Below are 26,223 nucleotides of genomic sequence, written 5' to 3' on the forward strand. Positions count from 1 at the left end.
CGTCCATGACAGCGGCCGAATTCGCCCGCAAGATCCGCAACCGCGAGAAGGCCGTCGGCTACTGGGCGCTGATGGACGCGCCCGTCGCCATCGAACGGCTCGCCCGCCTGGGCTACGACTACGTCGCCCTCGACGCCCAGCACGGCCTCTTCGGCTACTCCGGGATGCTGAACGGCCTGCTCGCCGTCGACGCCGGCGGGGCATCCGTCGGCCTCGTGCGGGTCGAGGCGAACGACCCCACACCCATCGGCAGGGCGCTCGACGCCGGGGCGGGCGGGGTGATCGTGCCCCTCGTCAACACCGCCGACGACGCCGCGAAAGCCGTCGCCGCCGCCCGCTACCCCCCGCACGGCATCCGGTCCTACGGGCCGATGCGCTCGATGCTGCGCGTCGGCCCGACACCCGCCGACGCCGACGCCGCCTGCCTGGTCCTCGCGATGATCGAGACGCCGCAGGGGCTCGCCGACGTCGAGGCGATCTGCGCGACTCCTGGCCTCGACGGCATCTACGTCGGCCCCTCCGACCTCCGCCTCGCCGTCGGCGGCACGACGTCCACCGATCCCGGCGTCGACGACGTGTTCGACGCCGCCGTGCTCCGGGTGCGCACGGCGGCAGAGGCCGCCGGGATCGCCGCCGGGATCCACACCCCCGGCGGCGCGGTCGCCGCGCGGCGGCTCGCCGAGGGGTTCACCTTCGCCACGGTCGCCTCGGACCTGGTCCACCTGGAACAGGCCGCGGCGGCCCACCTGGACGCCGCACGGACGGACGGTGCGCAGTGAGCACGCCCGCCGCGGCCGGCGCGGCCCTCCCCACGGACGGCAGGGTGCGCCCCGCCGAGGGCGACCCGCGGCGCGGCGACGCCTTCCTCCCGGCGCCGACCGTCCAGGCGCACGCCGCGAACCTGTGCCCGCTCCCGGACGGCGATTTGGGGTGCGTGTGGTTCGGCGGCACACAGGAGGGCATGGCCGACATCAGCGTGTGGTTCTCGCGGCTGGCCGCCGGGTCCGACACCTGGTCGCGGCCAGTGCGGCTGTCCGACGACGGCACCCGGTCGGAGCAGAACCCGCTGCTGTTCCCTGCGCCGGGCGGCGAACTGTGGCTGCTCTACACCGCCCAGCACGCCGGCGACCAGGACACCGCCGAAGTCAGGGTGCGCACCTCGGCGGACAACGGCCGCACCTGGTCCCCGCCGCGCACGCTGGTCCCCGCCTCGCCCGCGGGCGGGGTGTTCGTGCGCCAACCCGTCGTGGTGCTCGACTCCGGGCGCTGGCTGCTGCCGGTCTTCCACTGCGTGCGGCCGACCGAGGGGAGGTGGGTCGGCGACCACGACACCAGCGGGCTGCTGGTCTCCGACGACGGCGGCGCCACCTGGCGGCACCAAGAGATCCCCGACAGCACCGGGCGCGTGCACATGAACATCGTCCCGACCGGCGGCGCGACCCTGCTCGCCCTGTTCCGCAGCCGGTGGGCCGACGCGGTGTACGAGAGCAGGTCCGACGACGGGGGCGGCACCTGGAGCGCCCCGGTGCCGACGGCGCTGCCCAACAACAACTCCTCGATCCAGGCGACCCGGCTGGACGACGGCCGGATCGCGCTCGTGTACAACGCGAGCAGCGCCGCCGACGCCACCGAGCGGCGCACGTCGCTCTACGACGAGATCGGCGCCGACGGCCTCGCCGCGGCGCCCGCCCCGGCCCCGGCCGCCGCCCCCGCACCGGGCTCCGGGCGGACCGCGTTCTGGGGCGCGCCCCGGGCGCCGCTGACGCTCGCGCTGTCGCCGGACGGCGGCCGCACGTGGCCGGTGCGGCGCGACGTCGAGGTCGGCGACGGGTACTGCATCACCAACGACTCGCGCGGCGGCCGGAACCGGGAGCTGTCCTACCCCTCCGTCGTCCAGACCGGCGACGGGGCCGTGCACATCGCGTTCACCTACTTCCGGCAGGCCATCAAGCACGTCCGGGTGGACCGCGACTGGGCGGCGGGCGGCGGGGGTGCGCCGGAGTGACCACGGCCCTCATCACCACCCCGACCTTCGGCCGGTTCTCGGACGACCCGTGGCAGATCCTCGCCGCAGCCGGCACCGCCGCCGTCCGGCCCTACGACGACCGGGCGCTGCCAGGGGGCGAGCTCCTCGAACGCGTCCCCGCCGCCGACGCCCTCATCGTCGGCATGGACCCCGTGACCGCGGAGGTGCTCGACGCGGGCGCCCGGCTGAAGGTCGTCGCCAAGCACGGCGTGGGCGTGGACACCATCGACGTCGCCGCCGCCCGCGAACGCGGCATCCGGGTCGTGTACGCGCCGGGCGGCAACTCCCGCGCCGTCGCCGAGCTGACGTTCGGCCTGATGCTGAGCGCGGCGCGGCAGATCGGGACCGCGCACACCGCCGTCCGCGCCGGGTCCTGGCCGAAACTCTTCGGACCGGAGCTCGCCGGGCGCACCCTCGGCATCGTCGGCTTCGGCCGGATCGGGCGGCTGCTCGCCGGCTACGGGCACGCGTTCGGGATGACCGTCGTCGCCCACGACCCCCACCTCCCGCCCGGCGTCTTCGCCGAGCACCATGCGCGCCCCGTCGAACTGGACGCATGCGTATCGGGGTCCGACTTCCTCAGCCTGCACCTGCCCGCCGAACCGGGCGCCCCGCCGCTGCTGGACCGCACCCGGCTCGCCTCGATGCGGGCGGGCGCCTGCCTCGTCAACGCCGCCAGAGGCGGGCTCGTCGACGAGGACGCGCTCGCCGACCTGCTGCGGAGCGGGCACCTCGGCGCCGCGGCGCTCGACGCCTTCGCCGCGGAACCGCTGGGCGACAGCGCCCTGCGGACGGCGCCCAACCTCGTCCTCACCTCGCACATCGGCGCGTGCAGCTACGAGGCGAACCGGACCATGGGGGTGCTCGTCGCCGAGGACGTCGTGCGGGTCCTGCGCGGCGCCGAACCCCGCAACGAGGCCGCCTGACAGGCACCCCGGCACGGCGCGGCGCGGCCGGATCCGGCGCGCGGCCCCGGCCGCGCCGCGCCCCACGGGGCGGCGAACAAGGCGCGGCCGCGCGGCGGCCGCCGAGAGGAGCAGGCACGTGCAGATCGAGCGCATCCGCATCGACAAGGCGACGTTCGACATGCGGGACTTCGCCAAGCATCCGACCGGATTCTCCCTGGTCTACGAGCCGGGCAGCCGGAAATCCGTCAGCGCCTACGCGGTGCGGATCTACACCGACGAGGGCGTCGTCGGCGAATACGTCGGCGGCAACTCCATCGCCGCGGCCCAGGTCGACATGTTCGGCCGCTACCTCATCGGCAAGGACCCGTTCCAGCGGGAACGCATCTACAACGACGTGAAGCGCCAGCTCCGCAAGTTCGACAAGATGGGCATGGGGCTGATCGACATCCCCCTGTGGGACCTCGCCGGCCGGGCGTTCGGCGTGCCCGTCCGCACCCTCCTCGGCGGGTGGAAGACCCGGCTGCCGGCCTACGCCTCGACCGCCGCCGGCGACCGCTCGGGCGGCCTCGACAGCGCCGCCGCCTACGCCGACTTCGCGGTGCAGTGCAAGGAACTCGGCTACCGGGCCTACAAGCTGCACGTCTGGGACGACTACGACGTCCCCGAGGTCGTCAGGACCATCGCGGCGGTGCGCGACGCGGTCGGCCCCGACATGGACCTCATGCTCGACCCCGGCTGCAAGCTGGAGACCTTCGCGCACGCCGTCCAGGTCGGGCGGGCCTGCGACGACGCCGGTTACCTGTGGCTGGAGGACCCCTACAAGGACACCGGCGTCTCGCTCCAGGGCCACCGGCGACTCCGCGAGCTGATCAGGACCCCGTTGCTCCAGACCGAGCACGTGCGCGGCCTCGAACAGCACATCGACTTCGCGGTGGGCGGCGGCACCGACTTCGTGCGCGCCGACGCCGAGTACGACGGCGGCATCACCGGAGCGCTGAAGATCGCGTACGCGACCGAAGGGCTCGGACTCGACGTCGAACTGCACACGCCCGGCCCCGCCCAGCGCCAGCTCATGGCGTCCATCCGCAACACCAACTACTACGAGATGTCCTTCGTGCACCCGAAGTCCGCGGAGATCGGCCGGAGCCAGGCCGTCTACGCCGACGGCTACCGCGACGGGCTGACCGCCATCGGCGCCGACGGCTGCGTCCCCGTTCCCGACGGCCCTGGCCTCGGTGTCAGCTACGACTGGGACGCCATCGAGGCGCACACCGTCGAGACCCGCGAGTACCGCTGAGGCCGCCCCGCTCCCCGTCACCCGCGCGGAGCGGCACCGCCCGCCCCCTCCCCCCGGGAACCCCCGGCATCGGAACCGACGCGAAGGCACCGCCACCATGAAGAAGACCGAAGAGACGGGCGCCGCGCCGCCCGCCGATCCCTACACGCTGCGAGCCGACGATGTCCGCGCGGCGCCCACCACGTTCGCCGGACGCCTGCGCTACCTCGGTCCGGGCCTGGTGCTGTCGGCGGCGGTGGTCGGCTCGGGCGAACTGATCGTCACCACCTCCCTGGGCGCCCGCGCCGGGTTCGTCCTGCTGTGGCTGGTGATCATCAGCACCGCCGTCAAGGTGTGGGTGCAGATGGAGCTGGCGCGCTGGACCATCCTGACCGGGAAGACGGCGCTCCAGGGCTACAGCCAGGTGGGGCCGCGGATCGGCCGCGTCGGGTGGATCAACTGGCTGTGGATCGGCATGGACTTCGCCAAGATGCTGCAACGCGGCGGCATCATCGGCGGCACCGCGGCGGCGCTGTCGATCCTGTGGCCGATCTACGGCGAACCGCTCGGGTTCCCCTCCCTGGCGGTGTGGACCGGGATCATCGTCGTCACGACCATCCTGCTGCTGCAAAGCAGCAGGTACAGCGTTGTCGAGCGCCTCGCCGCGGCCTCCGTCGGCGTCTTCACCTTCTCCACGGTCGGGCTGGCACTCGGCCTGCCGCTGACCGAGTTCGGCTACGGCGCGGCCGACCTCGGCACCGGGTTGAGCTTCGCGATCCCCGCCGGGACGATCGGCATCGCCGTCGCGATGTTCGGCATGACCGGAGTGGGCGCCGACGAGATGACGACCTACACCTACTGGTGCATCGAGAAGGGCTACGCGCGCTGGACCGGCCCCGACGACGGCTCCGAGGAGCGCGCCCGCCGCGCCGAGGGCTGGCTGCGGGTGATGCGGCTCGACGTCATGGTCTCGTGGCTGGTCTGCACATTGTGCACCCTCGCGTTCTACGTCATCGGCGCCTCGGTACTGCATCCGCAGAACCTCGTGCCGGAGGGCAACGCGATGATCTCCACGCTGGCGCGGATGTACTCCGACACCATGGGCCCCTGGGGGCTCTACGTGTTCCTCGCCGGCGCCGTCGCGGTGCTGTGGTCCACCAACATCGGCTCGACCGCGAGTGTGCCGCGGCTGTGGACCAACACGCTCGGGCTGCTCGGCGTCATCGACTGGGCCGACGTCGCCGTGCGCCAACGGACGATCCGCCTGCTGACCTGGATCTTCCAGCCGTTGTGGGCCCTGTCCTTCCTGTTCGTCCAGTCGCCGGTGCTCATGGTGCAGATCGGCGGGATCGCCTCGGGGATCTTCCTGCTGGCGGTGGTGATCGCGGTCTGGCGGCTCCGTTCGACAGAGGTCGACCCGCGCTTCCGCGCGAACCGGTGGCTCACGGCGGCCCTGGTCCTGAGCAGCGCCGCCATCGCCGCGCTCGGGGTCTACAGCGTCCTCGAAGTGTTCGGCCTCGGCATCGCCGCCTGATGGATGGCGGGCGGCTTCGGATCATCATGAGGTGTTATTCTCTAACATGTTATTGACTAACTCATCGAGTGATCCGGGCGGCCATGGCGGACTGGCGTGAGCGGAAGAAGGCGCGGACCCGTGCCGCGCTGCGCGAGGCGGCGTTCCGGCTGTTCCTCGACCACGGATACGAGGAGACGACGGTCGCCCGGATCGCCGAGGCGGCCGGCGTCTCCCACATGACGTTCTTCCGGTACTTCCCCACCAAGGAGGACGTCGTCCTGCGCGACGACTACGACCCGATGCTGGAAGAGCTCGTCCGCTCCCAACCCGCCGCCGCGCCGCCGGTGCAGCGGGTGCGCGACGCGGTCATGACCGCGGTCCCGGCGGTCTACGAGACCGAACGCGACACCCTGCTGCTCCGCTCCCGCCTGCAACTCACCACCCCGGCGCTGCGTGCGCGCATGGGCGAGAACCTGCGCGGCTCGCAGACCGCGTTCGAGCGGGGCCTCAGCGGCCCCGGCGACGTCGACGCCCCCCTTCTGGCGACGCGGGTCGTCGCAGCGGCGTGCACCGCCGCCCTCACCACGGCCATCACCGCATGGGTCGACGGCGGCGGCACGGCGCACCTGCCCGACCTCATGGACGAGGCGTTCTCGGCCCTCGGCGCGTGCGGCACCCGCGATGGGTGACAACGGATCGCCCATTCCCGGGGGCGCCGCCGTCGCTGTAGAGGACCTGCGCGTCCGCTACCGGGCGGCGGCGGATCCCGCGGTGGACGCGATGACGTTCACCGTCGACGCCGGGGAGGTCTTCGGCTTCCTCGGCCCTTCCGGAGCGGGCAAGTCCACGGTGCAGCGCGTCCTCACCCGGCTGCTGCGCGGCTTCGACGGCGAGGTGCACGTCCTCGGGCGCGCGCTGGAGGCGTGGGGCGACGACTACTTCGAGCACGTCGGCGTCGGCTTCGAGCTTCCGGCCGCGTTCGGCCGCCTGACCGCCCGCGAGAACCTCAGTGCGTTCGCGTCGCTGTACCGGGGGGCGGTCGCCGATCCGGCGGAACTCCTCCACCGCGTCGGCCTCGCCGAGTTCGCGGACCGCCGGGCGGCGACGTTCTCCAAGGGCATGCGGATGCGCCTCAACCTGGCCCGCGCACTCGTCAACCGCCCGCGCCTGCTGTTCCTGGACGAACCCACCTCCGGCCAGGACCCGGTGCACGCCGCGATGCTGCGCGAGGTCATCCGCGCCGAGGCCGACCGGGGCGCCACCGTCTTCCTCACCACCCACGACATGCACACGGCCGACCGGCTGTGCGACCGGCTCGCCTTCGTCGCCGCGGGGCGGATCGCCGCGATCGACACCCCGCACGGGTTCAAGCTGCGGCACGGACGCCCCGGCGTCGTCGCGGAGTACCGCCTCGGCGGGCGCCGGCACCAGCGCGCGTTCGACCTGGCGGACCTGGCCGCCGACGGCGAACTGGCCCGGCTGGTGAGCGCGGGCTCCGTCGAGACGCTGCACACCAGGGAGGCCACCCTGGACGAGGTGTTCGCCGCGGTCACCGAGGTCCGGCTGTGAAGCGGCTGCGCGCCGCGGTCGCGCTGGAGTTCAAAGTGGCGCGGCGCTACGGCGTCGTCGCCGTCGCGGCCGTGCTCTGCCTGCTCTGGACGGGCGTGCTCGCCGCGCTTCCCGCGCCGGTCTCGGCGGCGGTGGCGCCCTTCCTGCTCTTCCTGGACACCGCCGGGTTCGGGGCGCTGTTCGCCGTCGCGCTGCTGCTGTTCGAACGCGTCGAGGGGATGGGCGCCGCACGCACGGTCACGCCGCTGCGCGCGGGGGAGTCGGCGGCGGCGCGGATCGCCGTCCTCACCGCTCTGGCCGCGGCCATGGCGGTCCCGATCACCGCCGCGGCCGTCCCGATGGAGCGCTCCGGTGCGGCACTGGGGCTCGCGGCCGCGGGTGTAGCGCTGTCCTCGGTCCTGCTGGTGTCCGTGTGCCTCGCCATCGGGGCCCGCGCGCGATCGCTGGGCGGGTCGCTGCTGGCGGTTCCGCCGGCGGTCGTCCCGCTCATCGCCGTTCCGATGGCCCACCTGTCCGTCGGCCTCCAGCACCCCCTGCTGTTCGCGGTGCCCACCACCGCGGGTGCCGAGCTGATCCGGCTCGGTATCAGCGGGGCGCCGGGGCCGCTGGACGAAATCCGGCTGGGGCTCGCGGTGGCCTATGCCGCGCTGTGCGCGGGAGCCGCGTGCCGGTGGGCGGCCCGGGCGGTCGCCGGCGGCCTGGACCACTCCGCCGCCGCGCCGCCGCCCGCGGTCCGGTGGGCGGCGGCGCTTCCGGCCTTCGACCGCACCCGGCCGGCGGCGCGCCCTGGGAACGGGCGCCCGCTCGACACCGCCGATGGGCGGCGGGGCGGGGCGGTGCGCGCGGTCCTGCGCTTCGCGCGGTTCGACCTCGCGGGCACGGGCCGGGACCCGCTCCTCCTCGTCGTCGCGGCGGCGCCGGTGCCACTGGCTCTGGCGCTGCGGTGGGGATTCCCCCCGGTCGACGCCTACGTTCAGGGCGCCTACGGAGTCGGGCTCACCCCCTACGCCGCACCGCTGTTCGGCGCGCTGGTGCTGCTGCACGTGCCGACGATGCTCGGATCCGTCGTCGCGCTGCGGGTCGCCGAGGACATCGACGACAACACGCTGCTGGTGGTGCGTGTCTCCCCGCTGACCCTGCGGAGCTACCTCGGGTACCGGATGGCGGTGGCGGCCGCGTTCTCGGCGATCGGGCTCGCGGCGGCGGTGCCGCTGTCCGGACTCGCGCCCCCGGCGTCGCCGGGCCTGGTCGCGGCGGTCGTCCTGGCAGCGGGCTACGCCCCGCTGATCGTTCTCGCCGCCGCCGCGTTCGCGGGCAACAAGGTCGAGGCGCTGGTGGTGCTCAAGGGTGTCGGGGCACTCTCGGTCCTGCTGCCCGGCCTCGTGTGGGCCCTGCCTTCCCCATGGTGGTGGCCGGTGCTCGCCGTGCCCCCGGCCTGGGCGCTGCTCCCCCTGTCCGGCCACGCCCCCGGTCTGCTTCCCGCAGGGGCGGCCGTGCTCTGCGGCGCGGCCGCCGCGGTGGTGGCCGGTCTGCTGCTCGCCCACCGGGCACGGGCACGCCTCGACTCTTGAGGCACCGCGGAGGGTTGACCGGCGTGCGCTTCTGATTCTAATTTTAGTCATTACTAAAATTACAGTCGCAAGGAGGAGTAATGGCGGATCCCCAGTCCGAGCGGGAGCGGCTCCTGGCCTGGGTGGAGCGCATGGCGAACCATCTGTCCGAGGTCGACGGCCTCCCGCCGATCACCGGGCGGATCCTGGGCTGGCTGATGGTGTGCGAGCCGGCGGAGCAGTCCGCGGGCGAGATCGCCGCGGCGATCGGCGCCAGCCGCGGCTCCATGACCACGAACCTGCGCCAGTTGTCGGCCCTGGGGTTCGTCCAGCGGGTGACGCGGCCGGGGCGGCGCACGGCCCATTACCGGCTCGTCGAGGACGCGTGGGACGTAGTCGTCCAGCGCCAGATCGCGGCCCTCGGGGCCTTCCGCGCCATCGCCTCCGATGGGATCGACCTGCTCGGCGCCGCGCCGGGCCGCTCCCAGCGGGTCAGGGACGCCCACGAGGTCTTCGGCCGGCTCGAAGAGACCCTCGCCGCCGGGCTGCGCGGCCCGGCGGCCCCGGACGGCCGGCGATGACCGCCATCGGCGGCCCGGAGCGCCGCGCCGTCGTCATCGGCGGCGGGATCGGCGGCCTCGCGGCGGCCGTCGCGCTGCGCCGCATCGGCTGGACCGCGACGGTACTGGAGCGCGGCAGCGCTCTCAGTGAGATCGGGGCGGGCATGTCGCAGGCGCCCAACGCGCTGCGCGCTCTCGACGCCCTGGGCGTGGGTGAACGGGCCCGCGCCGCCGGACGGCCGTTCTACGGCACCCTCAATCTGCGCACCCCCTCCGGCCGCCACCTCATGCGGGTCGTGCCCGGAACGCCGACGCCACTGCTCGGCTTCCACCGGGCCGACCTGCACCGCGTCCTCCTGGACGCGGTACCCCCGTCCTGGGTGCGGCCGGCCGCGCGGGTCGCGGACGTCCGCACGGGCGCCGGGGCCGCCGCGGCCGTCGTCGACGGCGTGGAGACCCGTGCGGACCTCATCGTCGCCGCCGACGGCGCGAACAGCACCGCCCGGCGCCTGCTGTGGCCCCGGGCGGATCCGCCCCGGTTCCGCGGGCACACGGTGTGGCGGGGCATCGCCCGCGCCGAGGGTGTCGAGGGGTCCATGACCCTGGGCCGCGGCGGCTACTTCCTGGCGATGCCCGTCGGCGGCGGCCGGGTCTACTGGGCCCACGTCGCCCGGGCCGCCGCGCAGGGGATCCGCCACCGCGACGAACCGGCCGAACTGCGCCGCCGCCTCGCCGGGTGGCACGCCGAGGTGCGGCGGCTCCTCGCGGCCACGCCCCCAGAGGCCGTCCTGCACCATGACATCACCGACCTCGCCCCCCTGCCGACCTACGTCAAGGGCCGGGTGGCGCTGCTGGGCGATGCCGCCCACCCCATGTACCCCGACCTCGGACAGGGCGCGGGGCAGGCGATCGAGGACGCCGTGGTCCTCGGCGCGGCCCTTGCCGGAACAGCCGACATCGACGCCGCGCTGCTCCGCTACGACCGGGAACGGCGGCCCCGGTCGCAGTGGGTCGCGAAGGAGGCCGCCCGCAACGCCCGGAGCAACCTCTCGTCCAGCCGCCTCGCGTACGGCTTCCGCGTCGCCGCGGTTTCCCTGGTCCCGTCGAAACGGTGGCCCGATTGGTCCGCCCGGGCCCTCTCCGCCCTCTGGGGATGGACACCACCGGACCTGCCCGAGCCCGGTTCCGGCGCGCCCGCCTGACACCGGACGCGCCGCACCGGCCGCCGGCGCTCCGGCTCCCTCAGGCGCCGTCCGGCTCGACGGCGACCGTTCCCGCGGAGCCGTCGACGGTGATCCGCTGCCCGGTGGTGATGATCTCGGTGGCACGGGCGATGCCGATGACCGCGGGGATGCCGTACTCCCGTGCGACGGTGGGGCCGTGGGCGTTGGGCCCACCCGTCTCGGTGACCAGCCCGCCCGCCGTCATGAACAAGGGGGTCCACCCGGGGTCGGTGGAGGGTGCCACCAGGATCTCGCCCGGTTCCAGGTGCGCGCCGGACGGGTCGCGGATCACCCGCGCGGGTCCGGTGACGGTGCCCGGGGCGCCGGACATGCCCTGAAGGCTCCCGTCGGCCGAATCGGGCCGGGGCGCGATGGCCTCGGGGTCGGTTCCGTCGGAGAGCAGCACGTCGGGGACGTGGCGGCGCCGCATCTCCCTGGCGTAGGCCGCGCGGCGCGCGGCGACCCGCTCCCGCAGGTCGGCGCCGTCGACGGCCGCCATCGCCTCGCGGAAGTCCAGGAACATGATGTCCCCGCCGGTCTCCAGCAGGCCCCGGTCGGCCAGTTCCGCGCCGACCAGCAGCAGTTGCGGCCGCATCGCCGCCAGTTGGTGGATCCAGGCGAACTTGGGCAGCTCGCGCAGGCCGCCGAGGGCGCGGGCCCGGCGCAGCAGGAACCCTGCCAGTGCGGCACGCACCGGCCGCGTGCGGCGCGCGCGGGCCACCAGTTCCCCGATCTTCTCCTCGGCCTCGCGGGCCGCGGCGGCGAAGCGCCGGTCGGCCGCCTGGTCGGGGTCGGTGACCCGCAGGTAGTTCGCGATGGCGGCGAAGACGGGGGTAGGGTCCTCGGCCCAGCGGGGCAGTCCGACGTCGACCTCGGCGGCCGCGCGGTGCCCGTAGGCCGCGAGGAATCCCGCCAGGCCGATGTCGGGCAGGCTTCCGTCCCGGTACATGGCGGCGAGTTCGGCGGCGGGGGTCGCGGTCAGCAGGTCGCGGTGCGCTGCGGCGCCGGACGCGAGCCGCCACAGCTCCAGGTCCATCATGGTGGTGACGTTGTGGGGCATGCCGCGCAGCACGGTGTCGATCTCGGACTCGCCCGCCACGCCCTTCAGCAGGGCGACCGGGGCCTTGGCGGCGATGAGTCCGGCCTGGATCGGCCAGGACGTGCGGAGCATGGCCGGCCCCATGAGCACGTCGCCGTTCCCGGTGCAGTACCGCAGCCGCTCGTGCGCCGTCGCCGGTCCCGGCGGAGGCTGCACGCGGACGCGGATCTCCTCGGCGCCGCGGAACGCCCCGGCGCGCGCCGCCTCGGGGCGGGCCAGCGAACCCACGAGCCCCTTGAGCGCGGGGAAGGCGTAGCGCAGCGCCACGCGCGCCACCGCGCCCGGTCGGAACGGGAGCCCGCGCTGCGGGGAGAACCGCGCGTCGGCAAGGACCCGCTCGACCGCAGCGGCGACGCGCGGTCCCTGGACCATCATCTGCACCGCGAGCCTCTTGCGGGTGCGTTCGCTGCGCACGACGGCCGTGATGTCGATGAACATGCGTCCGCCGATGTCGACGACCCCGTCGGGGCCGTCGATGGGGTCGACGTGGCCGCCGGAGGCGTTGACGACGGTCGCGGCTCCCATGCGCAGCACCGCCATGCCCATGGGTGTGAACGGCCGGTGCATGCCCTGGATGGGTCCGATGTTGAGGTAGACCCGCGGGAGGGGGCGGCCGTTCGCCGGCGGGAGCGGGTACAGCGTGGTGATCGGCCGTGATTGCAGCAGCCAGAGCGTGCCGTCGGCGTCGAAGGCCCATTCGATGTCCTGGGGCGACCCGAAGCGGTCCTGGAGGCGCCGGCCGGCCGCGTGCAGGGCCTCGCGCCGCGCGGCATCGAGGCACCCGTCCCGCGCCACCGCGGCGGTAGCGCCGTTCAGGACGTAGTGGTCGGGGATGACGCTGCCGTCGACCACCGCCGTGCCGAGTCCCGGCGCCGCGTCGACCGTCATCTCCTCGCGGCTGCCCGTGACCGGGTTGGCGGTGAACAGCACCCCCGCGACCTCGGCGTCGACCATGCGCTGCACGACGACCGCGATCCGCACCGCCGCGTGGTCGATTCCGTTGGCGTCGCGGTAGGCGGTGGCGCGCTCGTTGTGCAGGGAGTCCCGGCAGCGCTGGACGGCGTCGAGCAGCGCGGGTACGCCTTCGACGCCGAGGACGGTGTCCTGCTGTCCGGCGAAGCTGGCGTCGGGCAGGTCCTCGGCGGTGGCGCTGGAGCGCACGGCCACCGGGCCCGCACCCAGTTCCGCGTAGGCGTCGGCGATCGCGCGGCGCAGTCCGGGGCCGAGACCGCCCGAATCGGGCCCGGCCTGGACGCTCGACGCCGCGTCGAAGGCGTCGGTCGTGACGCAGAACCCGGCGGGGACGCGCTCCCCCGCCCGGATCATCGCGCCCAGCCCGGCGGCCTTGCCGCCCACCAGCCCGATCATGCCGGCATCGACGCGGTCGAGTTCAATGATGGTCATCCCGGTACCTCCTCGCGGCCTTGGCGAACAGCTCCATGGCGTGCATGGCGACCTGCTGCTCTTCCTCGGTCAGGTAGTCCCACAGCTCCATCTGCGCGTTGTTGCGCACCTCGCGGATGCGGAGCAGCAGTGCGGTGCCCTCGTCGCTGATGCGCAGCCGCCGGGCGCGGCGGTCGCCGGGATCCTCGTAGCGCTCCACCAGCCCGCGCCGCACCAACTGGTCCACCACCCGGCTCGTCCGGGACTCCGACCGGCCGACCGCGGCGGCCAGTTCCTTCACGGTCGGATGGCCGCCGCGGTCCAACACGTGGAGCATCGCCGAATGCAGCAAGCGGAGGTCGTCGTCCTCGTGCAGCTGCATGAGGCCCGGCACCATGTCGCGCCGCATGGAGCCCAGCAGCTCCAGCAGACGCTCCCGATCATCCACCTGCGCCTCCGCATTAGTTGCCAACTAGCATTCAACCTACGCCGCCGCGGCGGCGCCGTCCAGAGGCGTTCGCGCGTCCGTCCGGCGCCGCCGTCCCGGCCCGGTCCAGGCCCGGGGTGGACGTTCAGGCGGGCAGGTCGCGGCGGCGCAGCGCTGCCAGGCCCGCAGCGGTGAGTGCCGCGGCGAGCAGCACCAGCAGCGGATAGCCGACCGGCACCGGTTGGAAGTACGGGTTCACGTGGGCGAACGGGGAGACGACCAGGAACGTCCACTCGGGCAGCACGCCGAGCTTGACGGCGATCTCGGTGCCGATGCCGACCCCCAGCACCGCCCACGCGACGACGGCGCACGCGCGCGGGGCGAGGCCGAACGCCAGAACGGTCGCGCCGACGACCACCCACACCGCGGGCACCAGGGTGACGGTGAACGCGGCGAACCGCACGATGTCGCCGACCGGGCCGCCGGCCAGCGCCGAACCGGCGCCGACGGCGGCGCCCAACGTCGCGAGCAGCAGCACGGGGCAGCCGAACGCGGCACCCAGGTGGGCCAGCGCCCAGCGGGTGCGCGCCGTGGGACCGGACAGCAGCAGCTCGCCCAGGCCCGCGGCCTCCTCGGTGCGCATGCGCAACGCGGTGAGGATGGCGTGCGCGGCGATCGGGAACACGGCGACGAACACCACGTAGACGAAGAAGCTGTCGGCGGGCGGCACGCCGAGCCCTGCGGCGAGGACGCGCACCCACTCCGCGTCGGCGTACTCGGCCATCGCCCCCGCACCCACGTAGCCCATTGCCGCGCCCATGACCGCGACCGCCCCGAGCCAGGCGGCGAGCGGACCGCGGGTCGACCGCCACGCCAGGGCCGGCACCGAACGCAGCCCCGGCGGCGCCACCGCCGGCCCCCGGCGCGCCGGCAGCACCGCGGAGCCGAGGTCGCGCCGTTCCGCCAGCGCGAACGCCGCAGCCGCGAGTGCGGCCGTCCAGACCAGGACCAGCGCGAAGGGCCACCACCGCTCATCGGCGTAGGGGCGGACGTTCTCCAGCCACCCGTTGGGCGACACCCAGGTCAGCCAGGCCGCTCCGGGGCCGCCCATCGCGCCGATCCCCCGCACCAGGTGCAGCATGTAGAAGAGCCCGAACGCGATCGCCGCGGCGGCGCCGGTCCGCGTGGTGAGCTGCACCGCCACCGCGGCGAGGGCAGCGGCGATCCACACCGCCCCGCCGACGACCAGGCCCAGCGCGACCGAGCCGGGGCCCGGCATCCCCGTCGCCACCAGCCCTGCCGCGGTGACCGCGGCGAGCAGTACCCCTGCTCCGAGCACGACGGCCAGCGCCGCCGCCAGCGGAGCGTGCCGCCCGATCGCGGTGCCGCCGAGCAGCTCGCTCCGGCCCGCCTGCTCCTCGGTACGGGTGTGGCGGACGAGGAGCAGCACGGCGCCGAGGCCGGCGCACATCGTCGCCCCTCCGAACGCCTGCTGCGCCGCGAGTGCGGCGGCGGTGGTGTCGAAGGCGCGGCTCTGTAGGAGCATGAACATCGGGATGGTCGCCACCTGGTCGAACCGGTCCTGGCGCGCCTGCGCGGTGGGGTAGGTCCCGTCGACCGCCGCCGCGCCACCGATGACGATCCCCGCCGTGACGAGGAGCCAGAGCACGAGCAGGACGCGGTCGCGGCGCAGGACCAGCCGGGCCGGCCCGGCGGCCCCGGTGAAGCGGCCGGATCCGCCGGTCGGGCGCCGGGGCGCGCCCGTGCGGGCCGCGGCGCTCATCGGGGCACCGCCGCCGACGCGTCACCCGGTCGTCCGTGATCGGCTCCGTAGTGGCGCATGAACAGCTCCTCCAGCGTGGGCGGCTGCGCTGTGAGGCCGCGCATCCCCATCCCGGCCAGGCGGGCGAACAGCGCGTCGAGGCGGTCGGGCGCCACCTGGCAGCGCAGGCGGCCGCCGTCGACCTCCACGCCGTGTACGCCCGGCAGATCCGCGATCCCGGCCGGATCGCCGTCGAGCTCCACGGAGACGGTCGTCCGGGACAGGTGGCGCAGCTCCGCGAGCGTCCCGGTCTCGACGACGCGGCCGGCCCGGATGATGCTGACCCGGTCGCACAGCGCGTCGACCTCGGAGAGGATGTGGCTGGACAGCAGGACGGTGCGCCCGCGGGCGCGCTCCTCGGCGACGCATTCGCGGAACACCGCCTCCATCAGCGGGTCGAGTCCCGAGGTGGGTTCGTCGAGGATCAGCAGCTCGGTCTCCGCGGCGAGCGCCGCCACCAGGGCGACCTTCTGCCGGTTGCCCTTGGAGTAGGCGCGGCACTTCTGCCGCGGGTCCAGGTCGAACCGGTCGAGGAGCTCCGCGCGGCGCCGCGTCCCGGTTCCGCCGCGCAGCCGCGCGAGCAGGTCGATGACCTCGCCGCCGGAGAGGCCGGGCCACAGGACCACATCGCCCGGCACGTAGGCGAGCCGGCGGTGCAGCGCCGCGGCGTCGCGCCACGGCTCGCCGCCGAGCACCTGCGCCGTGCCGGAGTCGGCGCGCAGCAGGCCGAGCAGGACCCGCAGCGCGGTGGATTTCCCGGCCCCGTTGGGGCCGAGGAATCCGTGGACCTCCCCCGCGGGGACCGCCAGGTCGAGCCCGTCGAGCGCGCGGGTGGTGCCGAATGCCTTGACCAGGTTTCGGGTGCGGACGGCGTCACTCATCCCGGTCCTCCTCGTCTTTCCCGTGAGCGGCCGAGGCGACGGCCTCGGTGATCAGAGCGCCTTGGGCGCCGGTGAAGTAGTCGCCCATGAGGGCGTAGATGTCGGCGATCGCCGCGCCCGTGCGCGGGAGGTTGGCCGGGTCGAGTGAGTCGGCGCCCATGCGGCGGCTCAGGTGGGCGTGCAGGACCAGCGTCCCCAGGTGCATGGCGCCCATGACCGCCGCGGCGTCGCGGACGGCCGCCCCTCCGGCGGGGAAGCGGTCGGGCCAAGTGGCGGACAGGAACTGCTCGGCGAGGTCGGAGCCGGCGTCGAACATTTCGGTTGCCGCCGGTGAGCCCTCGACGAGCGCGCGGGCGAGGTAGCGGGCGCTCGCCGCGCCCATGGCGTAGACCGACGCCATGAAGCCCGGTTCCGCCGCCTCTGCGCCGAGGCTGCTGCGGGCCTGGTCCAGGAGTGTGCCGATGGCGTGTTCGTCGCACACCCGCCGCAGCCCTTCCTTGGAGCCGAAGTGGTGCCGGATGAGTCCGGTCGAGACTCCGGCGGCGTCGGCGATGGTCTGAAACGTGGCCCCTTTGAACCCGCGGTCGGCGAACTCGGCGAGGGCGGCATCGCGGATCCGGGCCCGCGCGGTGAGGTCGGCCGCTGCGCGGCCGTCGGTGTCGGATGTGTCCATACCCCGAAACTACATGAATAGATAGTAAACTACATAGTCATGTAGTGAATTTCTCGGCGGCTCAGCACGGGGAGGCAGGCGGCACCACCCGGCGGCGTCAGGAAAGCGCTAAGAACGCGGCGGACCCTGGCACCAGGCTGAATGAACGTTTAGCATTCTGAACGTAAATTCAACCGGTCGACCGGCTCTGCGCAGTACCGGCAGGCCGCCGCTCGGGCGCTCGCGGCACCGGCACAGCACTCCGGACCACGAACGGCGAACGACGGCCCGGTCCAGGAGGAAAGGACACCGATGGACACCAGCCCCCCGAGCAGGCTCGCGCAGGTGCGGCGGGCGGTCTTCGCGCGCCACGCCAACCCGTGGAGCGCGTGGTCCCGGTGGGCGACCGCGCCGTTGGCCCTGGTACCGGTCTGGACGCGTGACTGGCGCCATGCCGCGGCCGTGGCCGCCTGGTTCGCCGTCAACCCCGTGATCTTCCCGGAGCCGGCCCACAACCGGGCCTGGGCGAGCCGCGCGATGCTCGGCGAGGAGCTGTGGCTCCTCGACCGGCCCCTGGATGCCGCGATGGGCGTCAACGCCGCGGCCACGGCGATCGGCCTCGCCTCGGTGATCGCCGCCCGCCGCCGGCTGCCCGTCACCACGGTGGCGACCAGTGCCGCGTCCATGGCACTGCTGCTGGTGTACTGGGAGCTGATGGCCCGCTACCACGACGAGCGGCAGGCGGAAGCGCCCGCACCGGCCGCGGAACCGGGCAGCGGATGACCGTGCGCATCGGCCCCGCCCGCTGCTGCCCCGGCCCGCGACGGCGGGCGCAACGGCGGCCCGGCGCAGCTGAACCGCTTGTCCAGGGGCGGAGCCGTCAGCACGCTACTGAACACATGTTTAGTATCCCGAATATGAGTTCAACCGATGATCTGACCGCCAAAGCCCGCATCCGCGACGCCGCACTGCGGCTCTTCGGCTCCGCGGGGGTCGGCCGGGTCAGCATGCAGGCCATCGCCGCTCAGGCGGGCGTCTCCCCCGCGCTGATCGTGCACCACTTCGGGTCGAAGGACGGGCTGCGCCGCGCCTGCGACGAGCACGTCGTGTCCATGGCGCGCGGCGCCCCCGGGCGCGCCGACGCCGCCAGCCGCGACGCCCCCGGCCTGGCCGCGATGCTGGAGGGCGCGGGCGCCGAACGCACCTATCTCGCCCGCGCGCTCCTCGACGGCTCCCCCGCAGCCGCCGACCTCTTCGACGAGATCGTCGATACCACCACCGCCTGGCTCGCAGCCGGCGAGCAGGAGGGATGGGTGCACCCGTCCGAGGACCCCAGGGCCCGCGCCGCGATCTACGTCTCCTGGCTCCTGGCACCACTGGCGTTCGGCGCCCATGTCTCCCGAGTGCTGGACGACGACATCACCGATTTCGACGCGATCCTGCGCTATTCGCGCCACAGCGTGGAGATGCTCACCCACGGGCTGTTCGCCGACGAGCGATGGCTCGACGCATGGGACGCCGTCCGAGACCACCGGAAACGACAGGCCCCCCGATGAAGACCCTCCTCCTCACCCACGGCACCCGCGGCGACGTCCAGCCGTTCCTGGCGCTGGCCCGCGCGCTGGAGGCCGCCGGCCACACCGCGGTGGTCGCCGGCCCCGCCGCCGCGGCCCCGCTCGCCGCGGACCACGGCGTGACCTACCGCCCGGTCGACGACGGTCCCAACACCCTCATGGGCGACCCCGAACTGAGCGTCGTCATGGACACCGGGCTCCGGGGCGTACGCGGCGCCGTCCAGGCCGCGACCCTGGTGCGCCGGATCAAGCCGCTGATGCGCCAGGTCTACGCCGACATGGCCGAAGCGGCCGACGACGGCGCCGACCTCGTCGTCCACATCCCCGGCATGCCCGGCCACCACATCGCCGAACGGCTCGGCGTCCCCTCGGTGCCCGTGGCCCTCCAACCCTCGTGGGTGCCCACCAGCGCGTTTCCCGCCCCGGGCGTGCCCTGGCCGGCCTGGATCCCACCCGTCTTCAACCGGGCCAGCTACCGCCTCGTCGCCATGGCACTGCGCGGTCAGTACAGCGTGGCCGACGAACTGCGCGGGCGGCTCGGGCTGGATCGCCGCCGCCACCGCCACGACCCGCTCCGCCAGGCCGACGGCGGCCACAGCACCCTCCTTCAGGCGTTCAGCCGCCACCTGCTCCCCGCCGGAGCCGACTATCCACCAAATGTCCACACCACCGGGTTCTGGTTCCCGCCTGCCCAGGAATGGAGTCCGCCCCCCGAACTCGCGGCGTTCCTCGACGCCGGCGAACCCCCGGTGTTCATCGGGTTCAGCAGCCTGCCCAGCGCCGACCCGGGGCGGACCGGGCACCTCATGGCCGACGTCGTCCGGGCAGCTGGCGCACGGGCGGTCATCGCCACGGGCTGGGGCGGTATCGGTGCCGAGGCCCCACTCGGAAACGGCGTCCACGTCATCGACCAGGCGCCGCACCCCTGGCTGTTCCCGCGCTGCGCCGCCGTCGTGCACCACGGGGGCGGCGGCACGACCGGCGCGGCACTGGCCGCCGGACGCCCCCAGGTCGTCTGCCCGTTCTGGGGCGACCAGCCCTTCTGGGCCCAGCGCGCCCATGCCGCCGGGGTCGCCACCGCGCCGCAGCGCGGCCAGCGCCTGACCGCCCGCACACTCGCCGCGGCCATCACCCAGGCCACGACCGATCCCGTTCTCATCGACACGGCCCGCACACTCGGCGAGCGGGCCCGCGTCGAAGACGGCGTCCACTACGCAGTGGAGGCCCTTGAACGGATCGGCGCACCAGAGCCCCGACCCTGATGACGCCGCCGCCCCACGGACGGTGACGATCTCGACCTCACGCGCCCCGCACCCGCACCGGCCGCGGAGCCAGCCGCCCTGGGCCGGTCGCGAACAGAGGACCGACGAAAGGCCGGGACATCGGCGATGTCATGAGCGGGACTCGACGCATTCGGCGATGCGGGCCACCGCCGTCGCGACGCCGTCCTCGGCGGTGACGTGGTCGGCCAGCGTGCGGGCTGTCGGCGCCAGCGCTGCCGCGTCCTCGATGGCGGCGGCCAGGCGGGGGGCGGTCAGGCGGCCCCGCAGCGGGGCCGGGGCGACGCCGAGGCGGTGCAGGCGGGCGGCCCAGAACGGCTGATCGCCGAGGAACGGGCGGACGACCTGGGGCACTCCCGCCCGCAGGGCGGCCGCAACCGTGCCGACCCCGCCGTGGTGCACGGCGACGGCGACGCGTGGCAGCAGCCAGTCGTGCGGGGCCTCCTTGATCACCAGGACGTCGTCGGCGACCGCGCCCGGCTGGAGCGCCCCCCATCCGGTGGCCAGCACGGCCCGGCGCCCGGCCAGCCGGACCCCTTCCAGCGCCGTGGCGGTCAGCGCCTCGGGGTCGCCGGTGGTCGAGCTGCCGAAGCCCACGTAGACGGGCGGTTCGCCCTCGTCCAGGAACCGGGCCAGCCGCTCGGGCGGGGTCCAGGTGTCGTCCGCGGGCATCGTCCAGAACCCGATCGGATGTGCCGGGGCGGGCCAGTCCTCGGGCGGTGGCAGCAGGTGCGGGCTCCAGGCGTGCAGCACGCTGCCCGCCTTGACCAGCTCGGCCATCGGCAGGAAGCCGTCGTGCAGGCCGAGTGCCTCAGCCCGCCAGGTGCGGACCGTGCCCCGGTAGGGTGCCTCGATCGCGGCGGCGACGCGCCAGCTCGCCCGGTTGAACAGGGCCGGCAGCCGGGCCGGGAGAATGGGCGAGGGAAAGGCGGACGTCGGAATGTACAGGGGGATCAGCAGCCCGGCGATCGCCGGGACGCCGAGCTTCTCTGCGATGTAGGGCCCGCCGAGGGACTTGGGGTGGTACACCACGGCATCGGCCGGACGTGCGGCGAGCGCCGCCTGGTCATCGAGGAGGCGGCGGAGCATCGGCCGCACCGAGCGCGCCGCGGTGATGGCCGCGCGCGCACCCTGCCCCGCGACCGCGTCCTGCATCGCGAGCATCTCGTCGTTGAGCGGCGCGAACTCCACCCCGGACCCGGCCGCGAGCGGCGCGAACCGGCGCGGCGCCGCCAATACCGGTTGATGCCCGGCTGCCAGCAGCCCGCGCGCCAGGGCCAGGAACTGCTGGACGTCTCCCCGGCTGCCCACGGTGATCAGCAACGGCCTCATCGGGCGTCCTTGAGGTCGTCCCACTCGTCCAGCAGGCGGGGGAAGCGGTCCATCATGAACGCGTACATATCCCGCATCAGCTCCAGCCGCCGGCGGCGCGCGGGGTCGTCGCCCACCGCGTCCAGGCCCTGCTCGGCAAGGGCCCGGAAGCCCTCGAACTCGGCCATCTTGGCGCGGAAGGCGCGGGCGAAGACGTCCTCGGCCAGGCGGTAGTGGTCGCGCCGTGCGCCGTGCACCCGGAACCGCTCGACCATGCCCGCCTGCTCCAGCTGCCGCAAAGCGATGCTCATACTGCTCTTGGCCACCGCCAGCGCCTCGGCCAGCTCGGGCGCGTCGGCGCTGCCGGACTCCGCGGTCAGGAGCCGGCCCATGACCCGCCCGGCCGTCCGGCTCAGTCCCAGCCGCGCGTAGAAGAGCCCGGCGTCCTCCACGAATCGATCAACACTCATGCAGGCGAATGTATCGGATTGTTCGGATAGATGCGAACGTTCCGATCTAACCGTGACCGGGGTCGGTGACATCGGGCACCAATGCGGTCGGCGCCGCCTCCGTCGGGCCGGTGACCGTTACAGTTGCCGCCACCAAGGCGGGAAGGGCGGCTGTGGACTTCGGGGTACTGGGCCCGCTGACCGTGCGGCGAATGGGCGTACCGCTGAACCTGGGCACGCCGAAAGGGCGGCGCGGTCTGGCCCTGGCTGCTCGGCGGCGCCGCGGTGAACGGCGCCTACCTGGCCCTGCTGCTGTGGGGGTTCGCCCGCCGAAACCGCTGAGGACGGCGGCGATGGTCCTCCAGCGGGACCAGCGGGCGGAATCCGCCCCGCGCACCGGGGTCGGCGCCGCCGCCCCCGGTGCGCGCCTCCGGTGCGGGCGGTCCCGGCTCGGGCCGTCGGCCGGGCCGGCACCGGCCGTGCGGATCCGGCCCGGCCCGCGGCGTACGTGCGCGGCGGGGTGCCGCGCCTCAGCGGAAGACGTCGGCGGCCGAGCCGCCGGCGGCGGACCGGGAGCGCAGTTCGGCCGGGCCGAATACCGTCTGCTCGCCGAAGACCGCCACCTGGTGCCGGGCCGCGATGGCCGTGACGATCTCGACCGCGGGACCAGGGGGCCGCCTTCCGTCGACGGTCGAGACGCGCAGCTCGGTCTCCAACCCGGCGGGCCCGCCGAGCAGGTGGGTGATGCGCGCGGCGTCGTCGGGTTCGAGCAGCTCCTCGGTGTCGGCCGGACCGATCGTGATCCACACGTGCTGCGCGCCCCGGCTCAGCACGGCGGAGGTCCACTGGTCCGGGTGCAGCTCCGCACCGATCCCGGCGAGCAGCCGGAGCAGCTCGTCCTCGGTGACCTCCGCCGGTGTGTACACGCCCACGGTGAGACTCATCGGTGTCCTGTACCTCCGTCCGTCGCTCGGGCGCCGGTCAGCCGGCGGCGTCCTTCAGATCCTCGGTCGTCTTCACGATCTCGTACTTGCCCTCGTAATCGGGGCCGAGCCGCGACTTGAGCAGCCGGATCGACTTGTCGCTCCAGTTCGGCGCGTAGACCACGACCTTCTTCCCCTCGGGGTTGAGACCCTTGTCGTCGACCCGCTGCTTGATCTGGTCGTCCTTGGTCACCTTCTTGCCGTTGGCGACCTCGATGACCGCGTTGTCGGTCTCGACGTCGATCTCGCCGCGTTTTCCCCCGTTGCCGAACTTCTCGTTGAACTGCAACACATCGTCACCGAGGGCTTCAGCGGCCTCGATCTCCCGCTCGGCGTCCTTGACCTGCAACTTGTTCTTGTCCGGAGCGTTCTCGACGTCGTTCTTGGCCTTGTCGAGCTTCTCCTTCGCCAGCCTCTGCTTCTGCTCCTTGGCGAACTTCTCGGCCGCGTCGGCCTCCTCCTTGTTCTTGTCGGTGGGGTCCTCTTTGGCCCGCTTGCGGGCCTCCCGAGCGTCGGAGGCGGCTTCGCGGGCCATGACGTCGGCGTCCTGGAACTTGCCCTCATCGACCTTCTGGTCGATCACCCTTTTGATACCGCCGCGTTCCTTGTCACCGGCGCAGTCGAGGTTGTGGACGAGCACGCCGCCCTCGCCGCCGACGACGAAGTAGGTGTGCAGCTCGCCGACCGTGAAGTTGTAGACGCGCTGGTCGGGCACGACCCGGGTGTCGACCGACCCGACGTCGGCCGGCTCGCCCGACGGGTCGCGCAGGACCATCCCGGTGCGCAGGTCGGACGCCGGCACCCAGGCATCGGCCGACTCGACCCAGAAGGGGTGGTTGTCGGTCGCGGTCAGGGTCTCGCCGTCGATCTCGATGTCGACGAGGACCTTCTCGCCCTCTCCGCGGATGAGCCGGGTGACGGGCCGGAGGCCCTGCTCACCGGTCGTCGGCGCGGAGGCGAGGACCTGGTCGCCGACCTCGATGTCCTCGATGGGGAGCGACCGGCCGTCGCCCGTGAGGACACGCGTGCCCGCCGTGAAGCTGTTGCCGGTGTCGCAGTTGTCCTCGTCCTTGTTGTCGTCCTCGTCCTTGTCGTCCTCGTCCTTGTTGTCGTCCTTCTTGTCCTTGTTGTCCCGGTAGTCCTGCAACGCCTTGTCGGCGTCGTTGGCGGCCTCGATCATCGAGGGCTCGGGCGGGGGCGGCGGGGGCGGCGGCGCCCCGAAGAGCCCGCCCCCCTCACCGGGCGGACGCGCCTGGTACAGGCACTCCTTGAAGGACAGGTCGTGCGGCTTGTCGAACGCGCACTTCTCGACGTTGCCCTTGCCGAACTCCTCATTCGCGGCGTCGAACTCCGGCGAGTCCTTGACGAACTTCTCCTCGTCGGGGTACTCGTCGTAGACGTCCTTCTCGTCGGACTTGTCGTCGTTGTCGTCGTTGTCGCGGTCCTTGCGGTGGTCCTCCATCGCGTCGGCGGCGTCGTCGATGGCCTCGACCAGGTCGATCGACTTGGGCGGCGGCGGGCCCTCACCGAGGAAGAAGTCGAACACCTCGGTGATGAAGTCCTTGTCCGGCGGCGGGACGCTCTCGGTGATGCACTTCCGGAAGTCGGCCACACCGGCGCACTTCTTGATGTCCTCGGTGTCGAGGTAGTCCTCGAGTTCGTCGAACTCCTCGGACTCCTCGATCAGCTTCTCTTCGTCCTTCTTCTTCTCGTCGTCGGACTTGTCGTCATCCTTGTTGTCGTCGTCATCCTTGTTGTCGTCGTCGTCCTTCTTGTCGTCGTCGTGGAAGTCGTCGTCCGTGACGTCCTCGGGCTTGAGTTCCTCGGGGTCGTCCTTGCCCGGCTCGTTCTCGGGGAGGCCGTCGGGGTTGTCCTCGTCGCCGTCGGGGGTGCCGTTGTCGTTGCGGTCCTCCTGCCCGTCGGGCGTTCCGTCGTCGTCGAGGTCTTCTTCGCCGTCGGGCTTGTTGTTGCCGTTGCGGTCCTCCTGCCCGTCGGAAGTGCCGTTGCCGTCGTCCTTCTCCTCGGGCAGGCCGCCGCGATCCTGCTCGCCGTCGGGGGTCCCGTCGTCGTCGCGGTCCTCCTCCCCGTCGATGACGTCGTTGCCGTTGCGGTCCTCGTCGCCGTCGGGGATGCCGTTGCCGTTGCGGTCCTGCTCGCCGTCCCGCTTCCCGTCGCCGCCCTCGTCCTGCGGGTCGTCCTGCTCGTCGGGCAGGCCCTCGTGCTCGTCCTGGTCGCCGTCTGGTGTGCCGTCCCGGTCGCGGTCCTCTTCGCCGTCGGGGATGCCGTTGCCGTTGCGATCCTCGTCGCCGTCGGAATCGCCGTTGCCGTTGCGGTCCTCGTCGCCGTCGGGGGTGCCGTTGCCGCCGTCGTCGTCGTGGGGCAGGCCGTCCTTCTCGTTCTGCTCGCCGTCGGGGGTGCCGTCGTCGTCGCGGTCTTCCTCGCCGTCGGGGATGTCGTTGCCGTTGCGGTCCTCTTCGCCGTCGGCGATGCCGTTGCCGTTGCGGTCTTCCTCGCCGTCGGGGGTGTCGGCCGGGTCGGGCCGCTCGTCCTCGTCGCCGCCGGGGCCTCCTCCGCCGGAACCGGGGCCGTCGGAGGACTCGCAGTCGTCGTTGCCCATGAGCGTGCACACGGCCGACGCGACGGATCCGCTGATCTTGGCGGGCAGGTTCGAGACGAGCAGCGCCGCAAGGATCGCGGCTGCCAGCGCCAGGACCGCTGCGTACTCGATCAGGCCGGCACCTTGGTCACGACGCACTACGAACTCCCGTTACCGCTGAAGAATTTGCACCAGAATCTACTACGGAATCAATGCCGTCCGTCCAGGCGGACAATCTCCCCGGGCATTCTCCGGCGCGGAGCGCACCGGCGCGCACGAATTCGTCGCAGGGAGGACCCTGATATCCGCCTCGGAAACCATGCCGCAACGGCATGGAATGTGGTTATGGATTTGGCATGCAACAAAATAAACCACACGGGTTCTTCGGCATCTTGGGCGCGCGGCACCGGGACTCGGACGGGCGGCGCGCCGGGCCCGTACCGTTGCGGACGGCGGGACGTTCAGCCGCGCATGTCCGCGCTGTCGGCGCTCGTTCCGCGCCGGCCGGACAGGTGGCGCGCCGCGGTGAACCGCCCGCCGTTGAACCCGAATCCCAGGCAGGAGAAGACCATGACCAGGATGTAGTGCGGCGGAACGTAGACCTGCGCGTAGGCGGCACCCGGGCCGTCAGCGGGGATCAGCGCGACGAGGGAGAGCACGGCGAGCACGACTCCGACGACGGGCAGAGCGAAGCCCGCCGCGAAGCACAGGCCGCCGACGATGCCCGCCGCGGCAGCGATCCACAGCACCAATCCGGGAAACGGCACCCCCATGCCCGCGAAACTGCGTTCAGCGAGCCACGTGTCTTCCAGCAGCGACGTTCCATAGGCCAAGAACGTGACCCCGATCACGATACGTGCCGCCAAGAGAGATGCATCGGGCAGGCGCTTCATCGATTTCCCTTTTCCGCCGATCGCGTCATTCCGCCGAAGCGGAGCAGTGCTCTGAGACTGGGGAACTATACACGCCGAAAACGTACGCCAAAGGTAAGCCGCGGATAAGTCCGGTGAACGCGAGGGCCGCCGATCCGCTCCGGATGCGCGGGCGCGGGGAGGAATCCGGGGTTCAGGTCTCGCGGCAGATCCCGGTTCACCGGCCGGACAGGCCGCATGCGGCCGGCACGCTGCCGCCCGCCGAC

At 73.2% G+C, this 26,223-nt stretch carries 23 protein-coding genes; 13 read left to right on the forward strand and 10 right to left on the reverse strand.

Annotation, left to right across the window (positions count from 1 at the left end; all coding sequences use genetic code 11):
• The first annotated feature begins 5 nt into the window (after positions 1-5).
• The 10 genes from CLV63_RS09140 to CLV63_RS09185 all read left to right on the forward strand — a co-directional run bounded on the left by CLV63_RS09140 (position 6) and on the right by CLV63_RS09185 (position 10,607).
• Positions 6-779 carry an HpcH/HpaI aldolase family protein gene (locus CLV63_RS09140; RefSeq protein WP_106582507.1) on the forward strand — a complete coding sequence of 258 codons (774 nt, stop codon included), beginning with the start codon at positions 6-8 and terminating at the stop codon, positions 777-779.
• On the forward strand, positions 776-2,005 hold the full coding sequence (locus CLV63_RS09145) for a sialidase family protein (protein WP_106582508.1): 1,230 nt from the start codon (positions 776-778) through the stop codon (positions 2,003-2,005). The genes CLV63_RS09140 and CLV63_RS09145 overlap by 4 nt, the downstream gene beginning before the upstream one ends.
• Positions 2,002-2,952, forward strand: a complete 951-nt coding sequence (locus CLV63_RS09150; protein ID WP_106582509.1) for a phosphoglycerate dehydrogenase — start codon at positions 2,002-2,004, stop codon at positions 2,950-2,952. The genes CLV63_RS09145 and CLV63_RS09150 overlap by 4 nt, the downstream gene beginning before the upstream one ends.
• A 118-nt stretch (positions 2,953-3,070) precedes the next feature.
• Positions 3,071-4,231: an enolase C-terminal domain-like protein gene (locus CLV63_RS09155; protein ID WP_106582510.1), complete on the forward strand. Its 1,161-nt coding sequence runs from the start codon at positions 3,071-3,073 to the stop codon at positions 4,229-4,231.
• Positions 4,232-4,328: 97 nt separating this feature from the next.
• Positions 4,329-5,744 carry an Nramp family divalent metal transporter gene (locus CLV63_RS09160; protein WP_106582511.1) on the forward strand — a complete coding sequence of 472 codons (1,416 nt, stop codon included), beginning with the start codon at positions 4,329-4,331 and terminating at the stop codon, positions 5,742-5,744.
• A gap of 83 nt (positions 5,745-5,827) precedes the next feature.
• Positions 5,828-6,415, forward strand: coding sequence for a TetR family transcriptional regulator (locus CLV63_RS09165; RefSeq protein ID WP_211301225.1), 588 nt, complete (start codon positions 5,828-5,830; stop codon positions 6,413-6,415).
• Complete coding sequence (locus tag CLV63_RS09170; RefSeq protein ID WP_106582512.1) at positions 6,408-7,295, forward strand: ABC transporter ATP-binding protein; 888 nt, start codon at positions 6,408-6,410, stop codon at positions 7,293-7,295. Before CLV63_RS09165 ends, CLV63_RS09170 begins: the two co-directional genes overlap by 8 nt.
• Positions 7,292-8,866, forward strand: a complete 1,575-nt coding sequence (locus CLV63_RS09175; protein ID WP_106582513.1) for a fluoroquinolone export ABC transporter permease subunit — start codon at positions 7,292-7,294, stop codon at positions 8,864-8,866. The genes CLV63_RS09170 and CLV63_RS09175 overlap by 4 nt, the downstream gene beginning before the upstream one ends.
• A gap of 80 nt (positions 8,867-8,946) precedes the next feature.
• Positions 8,947-9,426 (forward strand): GbsR/MarR family transcriptional regulator, encoded by a 480-nt coding sequence (locus CLV63_RS09180; RefSeq protein WP_170134181.1) that lies wholly within the window; start codon positions 8,947-8,949, stop codon positions 9,424-9,426.
• Entirely contained in the window at positions 9,423-10,607 is a 1,185-nt protein-coding gene (locus CLV63_RS09185) for an FAD-dependent monooxygenase (protein WP_106582514.1), read from the forward strand. The genes CLV63_RS09180 and CLV63_RS09185 overlap by 4 nt, the downstream gene beginning before the upstream one ends.
• Positions 10,608-10,647: 40 nt before the next feature.
• On the opposite strand, the gene CLV63_RS09190 is transcribed toward CLV63_RS09185, so the two are convergent.
• The 5 genes from CLV63_RS09190 to CLV63_RS09210 form a co-directional block, all read right to left on the reverse strand.
• Positions 10,648-13,131 (reverse strand): PEP/pyruvate-binding domain-containing protein, encoded by a 2,484-nt coding sequence (locus tag CLV63_RS09190; RefSeq protein ID WP_106582515.1) that lies wholly within the window; start codon positions 13,129-13,131, stop codon positions 10,648-10,650.
• Positions 13,118-13,558 carry a MarR family winged helix-turn-helix transcriptional regulator gene (locus CLV63_RS09195; protein ID WP_245928676.1) on the reverse strand — a complete coding sequence of 147 codons (441 nt, stop codon included), beginning with the start codon at positions 13,556-13,558 and terminating at the stop codon, positions 13,118-13,120. Before CLV63_RS09195 ends, CLV63_RS09190 begins: the two co-directional genes overlap by 14 nt.
• A 124-nt stretch (positions 13,559-13,682) precedes the next feature.
• Complete coding sequence (locus CLV63_RS09200) at positions 13,683-15,320, reverse strand: ABC transporter permease (protein ID WP_106582516.1); 1,638 nt, start codon at positions 15,318-15,320, stop codon at positions 13,683-13,685.
• The gene (locus tag CLV63_RS09205; protein WP_106582517.1) at positions 15,317-16,240 is read right to left on the reverse strand and encodes an ABC transporter ATP-binding protein; all 924 of its coding nucleotides are present in this window, start codon (positions 16,238-16,240) and stop codon (positions 15,317-15,319) included. The genes CLV63_RS09200 and CLV63_RS09205 overlap by 4 nt, the downstream gene beginning before the upstream one ends.
• Entirely contained in the window at positions 16,233-16,913 is a 681-nt protein-coding gene (locus CLV63_RS09210; protein WP_106582518.1) for a TetR/AcrR family transcriptional regulator, read from the reverse strand. Before CLV63_RS09210 ends, CLV63_RS09205 begins: the two co-directional genes overlap by 8 nt.
• 291 nt (positions 16,914-17,204) lie before the next feature.
• Here CLV63_RS09210 and CLV63_RS09215 point away from each other — a divergent pair, with 291 nt between their 5' ends.
• The 3 genes from CLV63_RS09215 to CLV63_RS09225 all read left to right on the forward strand — a co-directional run bounded on the left by CLV63_RS09215 (position 17,205) and on the right by CLV63_RS09225 (position 19,728).
• Entirely contained in the window at positions 17,205-17,675 is a 471-nt protein-coding gene (locus tag CLV63_RS09215) for a DUF6653 family protein (protein ID WP_211301226.1), read from the forward strand.
• A 134-nt stretch (positions 17,676-17,809) separates the two neighbouring features.
• Positions 17,810-18,448: a TetR/AcrR family transcriptional regulator gene (locus CLV63_RS09220; RefSeq protein ID WP_106582519.1), complete on the forward strand. Its 639-nt coding sequence runs from the start codon at positions 17,810-17,812 to the stop codon at positions 18,446-18,448.
• Positions 18,445-19,728: a glycosyltransferase gene (locus CLV63_RS09225; protein ID WP_106582520.1), complete on the forward strand. Its 1,284-nt coding sequence runs from the start codon at positions 18,445-18,447 to the stop codon at positions 19,726-19,728. Before CLV63_RS09220 ends, CLV63_RS09225 begins: the two co-directional genes overlap by 4 nt.
• A 129-nt stretch (positions 19,729-19,857) precedes the next feature.
• Here CLV63_RS09225 and CLV63_RS09230 read toward each other — a convergent pair whose 3' ends face one another.
• The 5 genes from CLV63_RS09230 to CLV63_RS09250 all read right to left on the reverse strand — a co-directional run bounded on the left by CLV63_RS09230 (position 19,858) and on the right by CLV63_RS09250 (position 25,978).
• Positions 19,858-21,078, reverse strand: coding sequence for a glycosyltransferase (locus tag CLV63_RS09230; RefSeq protein WP_106582521.1), 1,221 nt, complete (start codon positions 21,076-21,078; stop codon positions 19,858-19,860).
• Positions 21,075-21,527, reverse strand: coding sequence for a GbsR/MarR family transcriptional regulator (locus CLV63_RS09235; RefSeq protein WP_170134182.1), 453 nt, complete (start codon positions 21,525-21,527; stop codon positions 21,075-21,077). Before CLV63_RS09235 ends, CLV63_RS09230 begins: the two co-directional genes overlap by 4 nt.
• 509 nt (positions 21,528-22,036) lie before the next feature.
• Entirely contained in the window at positions 22,037-22,450 is a 414-nt protein-coding gene (locus CLV63_RS33500; protein WP_170134183.1) for a hypothetical protein, read from the reverse strand.
• Positions 22,451-22,487: 37 nt separating this feature from the next.
• On the reverse strand, positions 22,488-25,244 hold the full coding sequence (locus CLV63_RS09245; protein WP_106582524.1) for a polymorphic toxin-type HINT domain-containing protein: 2,757 nt from the start codon (positions 25,242-25,244) through the stop codon (positions 22,488-22,490).
• A gap of 302 nt (positions 25,245-25,546) precedes the next feature.
• Complete coding sequence (locus CLV63_RS09250) at positions 25,547-25,978, reverse strand: DoxX family protein (protein WP_106582525.1); 432 nt, start codon at positions 25,976-25,978, stop codon at positions 25,547-25,549.
• Positions 25,979-26,223 lie beyond the last annotated feature (245 nt).

It is taken from the genome of Murinocardiopsis flavida (genome assembly GCF_003014485.1).
In the GTDB taxonomy this organism is placed as follows: Bacteria; Actinomycetota; Actinomycetes; order Streptosporangiales; family Streptosporangiaceae; genus Murinocardiopsis; species Murinocardiopsis flavida.

Coding starts and splice junctions, on each gene's coding strand:
- CLV63_RS09210 (WP_106582518.1), bottom strand. CDS start 16,913: ATGGACACATCCGACACCGACGGCCGCGCAGCGGCCGACCTCACCGCG.
- CLV63_RS09140 (WP_106582507.1), top strand. CDS start 6: ATGACAGCGGCCGAATTCGCCCGCAAGATCCGCAACCGCGAGAAGGCC.
- CLV63_RS09185 (WP_106582514.1), top strand. CDS start 9,423: ATGACCGCCATCGGCGGCCCGGAGCGCCGCGCCGTCGTCATCGGCGGC.
- CLV63_RS33500 (WP_170134183.1), bottom strand. CDS start 22,450: ATGAGTCTCACCGTGGGCGTGTACACACCGGCGGAGGTCACCGAGGAC.
- CLV63_RS09170 (WP_106582512.1), top strand. CDS start 6,408: ATGGGTGACAACGGATCGCCCATTCCCGGGGGCGCCGCCGTCGCTGTA.
- CLV63_RS09165 (WP_211301225.1), top strand. CDS start 5,828: ATGGCGGACTGGCGTGAGCGGAAGAAGGCGCGGACCCGTGCCGCGCTG.
- CLV63_RS09250 (WP_106582525.1), bottom strand. CDS start 25,978: ATGAAGCGCCTGCCCGATGCATCTCTCTTGGCGGCACGTATCGTGATC.
- CLV63_RS09235 (WP_170134182.1), bottom strand. CDS start 21,527: ATGAGTGTTGATCGATTCGTGGAGGACGCCGGGCTCTTCTACGCGCGG.
- CLV63_RS09220 (WP_106582519.1), top strand. CDS start 17,810: ATGAGTTCAACCGATGATCTGACCGCCAAAGCCCGCATCCGCGACGCC.
- CLV63_RS09215 (WP_211301226.1), top strand. CDS start 17,205: ATGGACACCAGCCCCCCGAGCAGGCTCGCGCAGGTGCGGCGGGCGGTC.
- CLV63_RS09230 (WP_106582521.1), bottom strand. CDS start 21,078: ATGAGGCCGTTGCTGATCACCGTGGGCAGCCGGGGAGACGTCCAGCAG.
- CLV63_RS09200 (WP_106582516.1), bottom strand. CDS start 15,320: ATGAGCGCCGCGGCCCGCACGGGCGCGCCCCGGCGCCCGACCGGCGGA.
- CLV63_RS09180 (WP_170134181.1), top strand. CDS start 8,947: ATGGCGGATCCCCAGTCCGAGCGGGAGCGGCTCCTGGCCTGGGTGGAG.
- CLV63_RS09160 (WP_106582511.1), top strand. CDS start 4,329: ATGAAGAAGACCGAAGAGACGGGCGCCGCGCCGCCCGCCGATCCCTAC.
- CLV63_RS09190 (WP_106582515.1), bottom strand. CDS start 13,131: ATGACCATCATTGAACTCGACCGCGTCGATGCCGGCATGATCGGGCTG.
- CLV63_RS09205 (WP_106582517.1), bottom strand. CDS start 16,240: ATGAGTGACGCCGTCCGCACCCGAAACCTGGTCAAGGCATTCGGCACC.
- CLV63_RS09225 (WP_106582520.1), top strand. CDS start 18,445: ATGAAGACCCTCCTCCTCACCCACGGCACCCGCGGCGACGTCCAGCCG.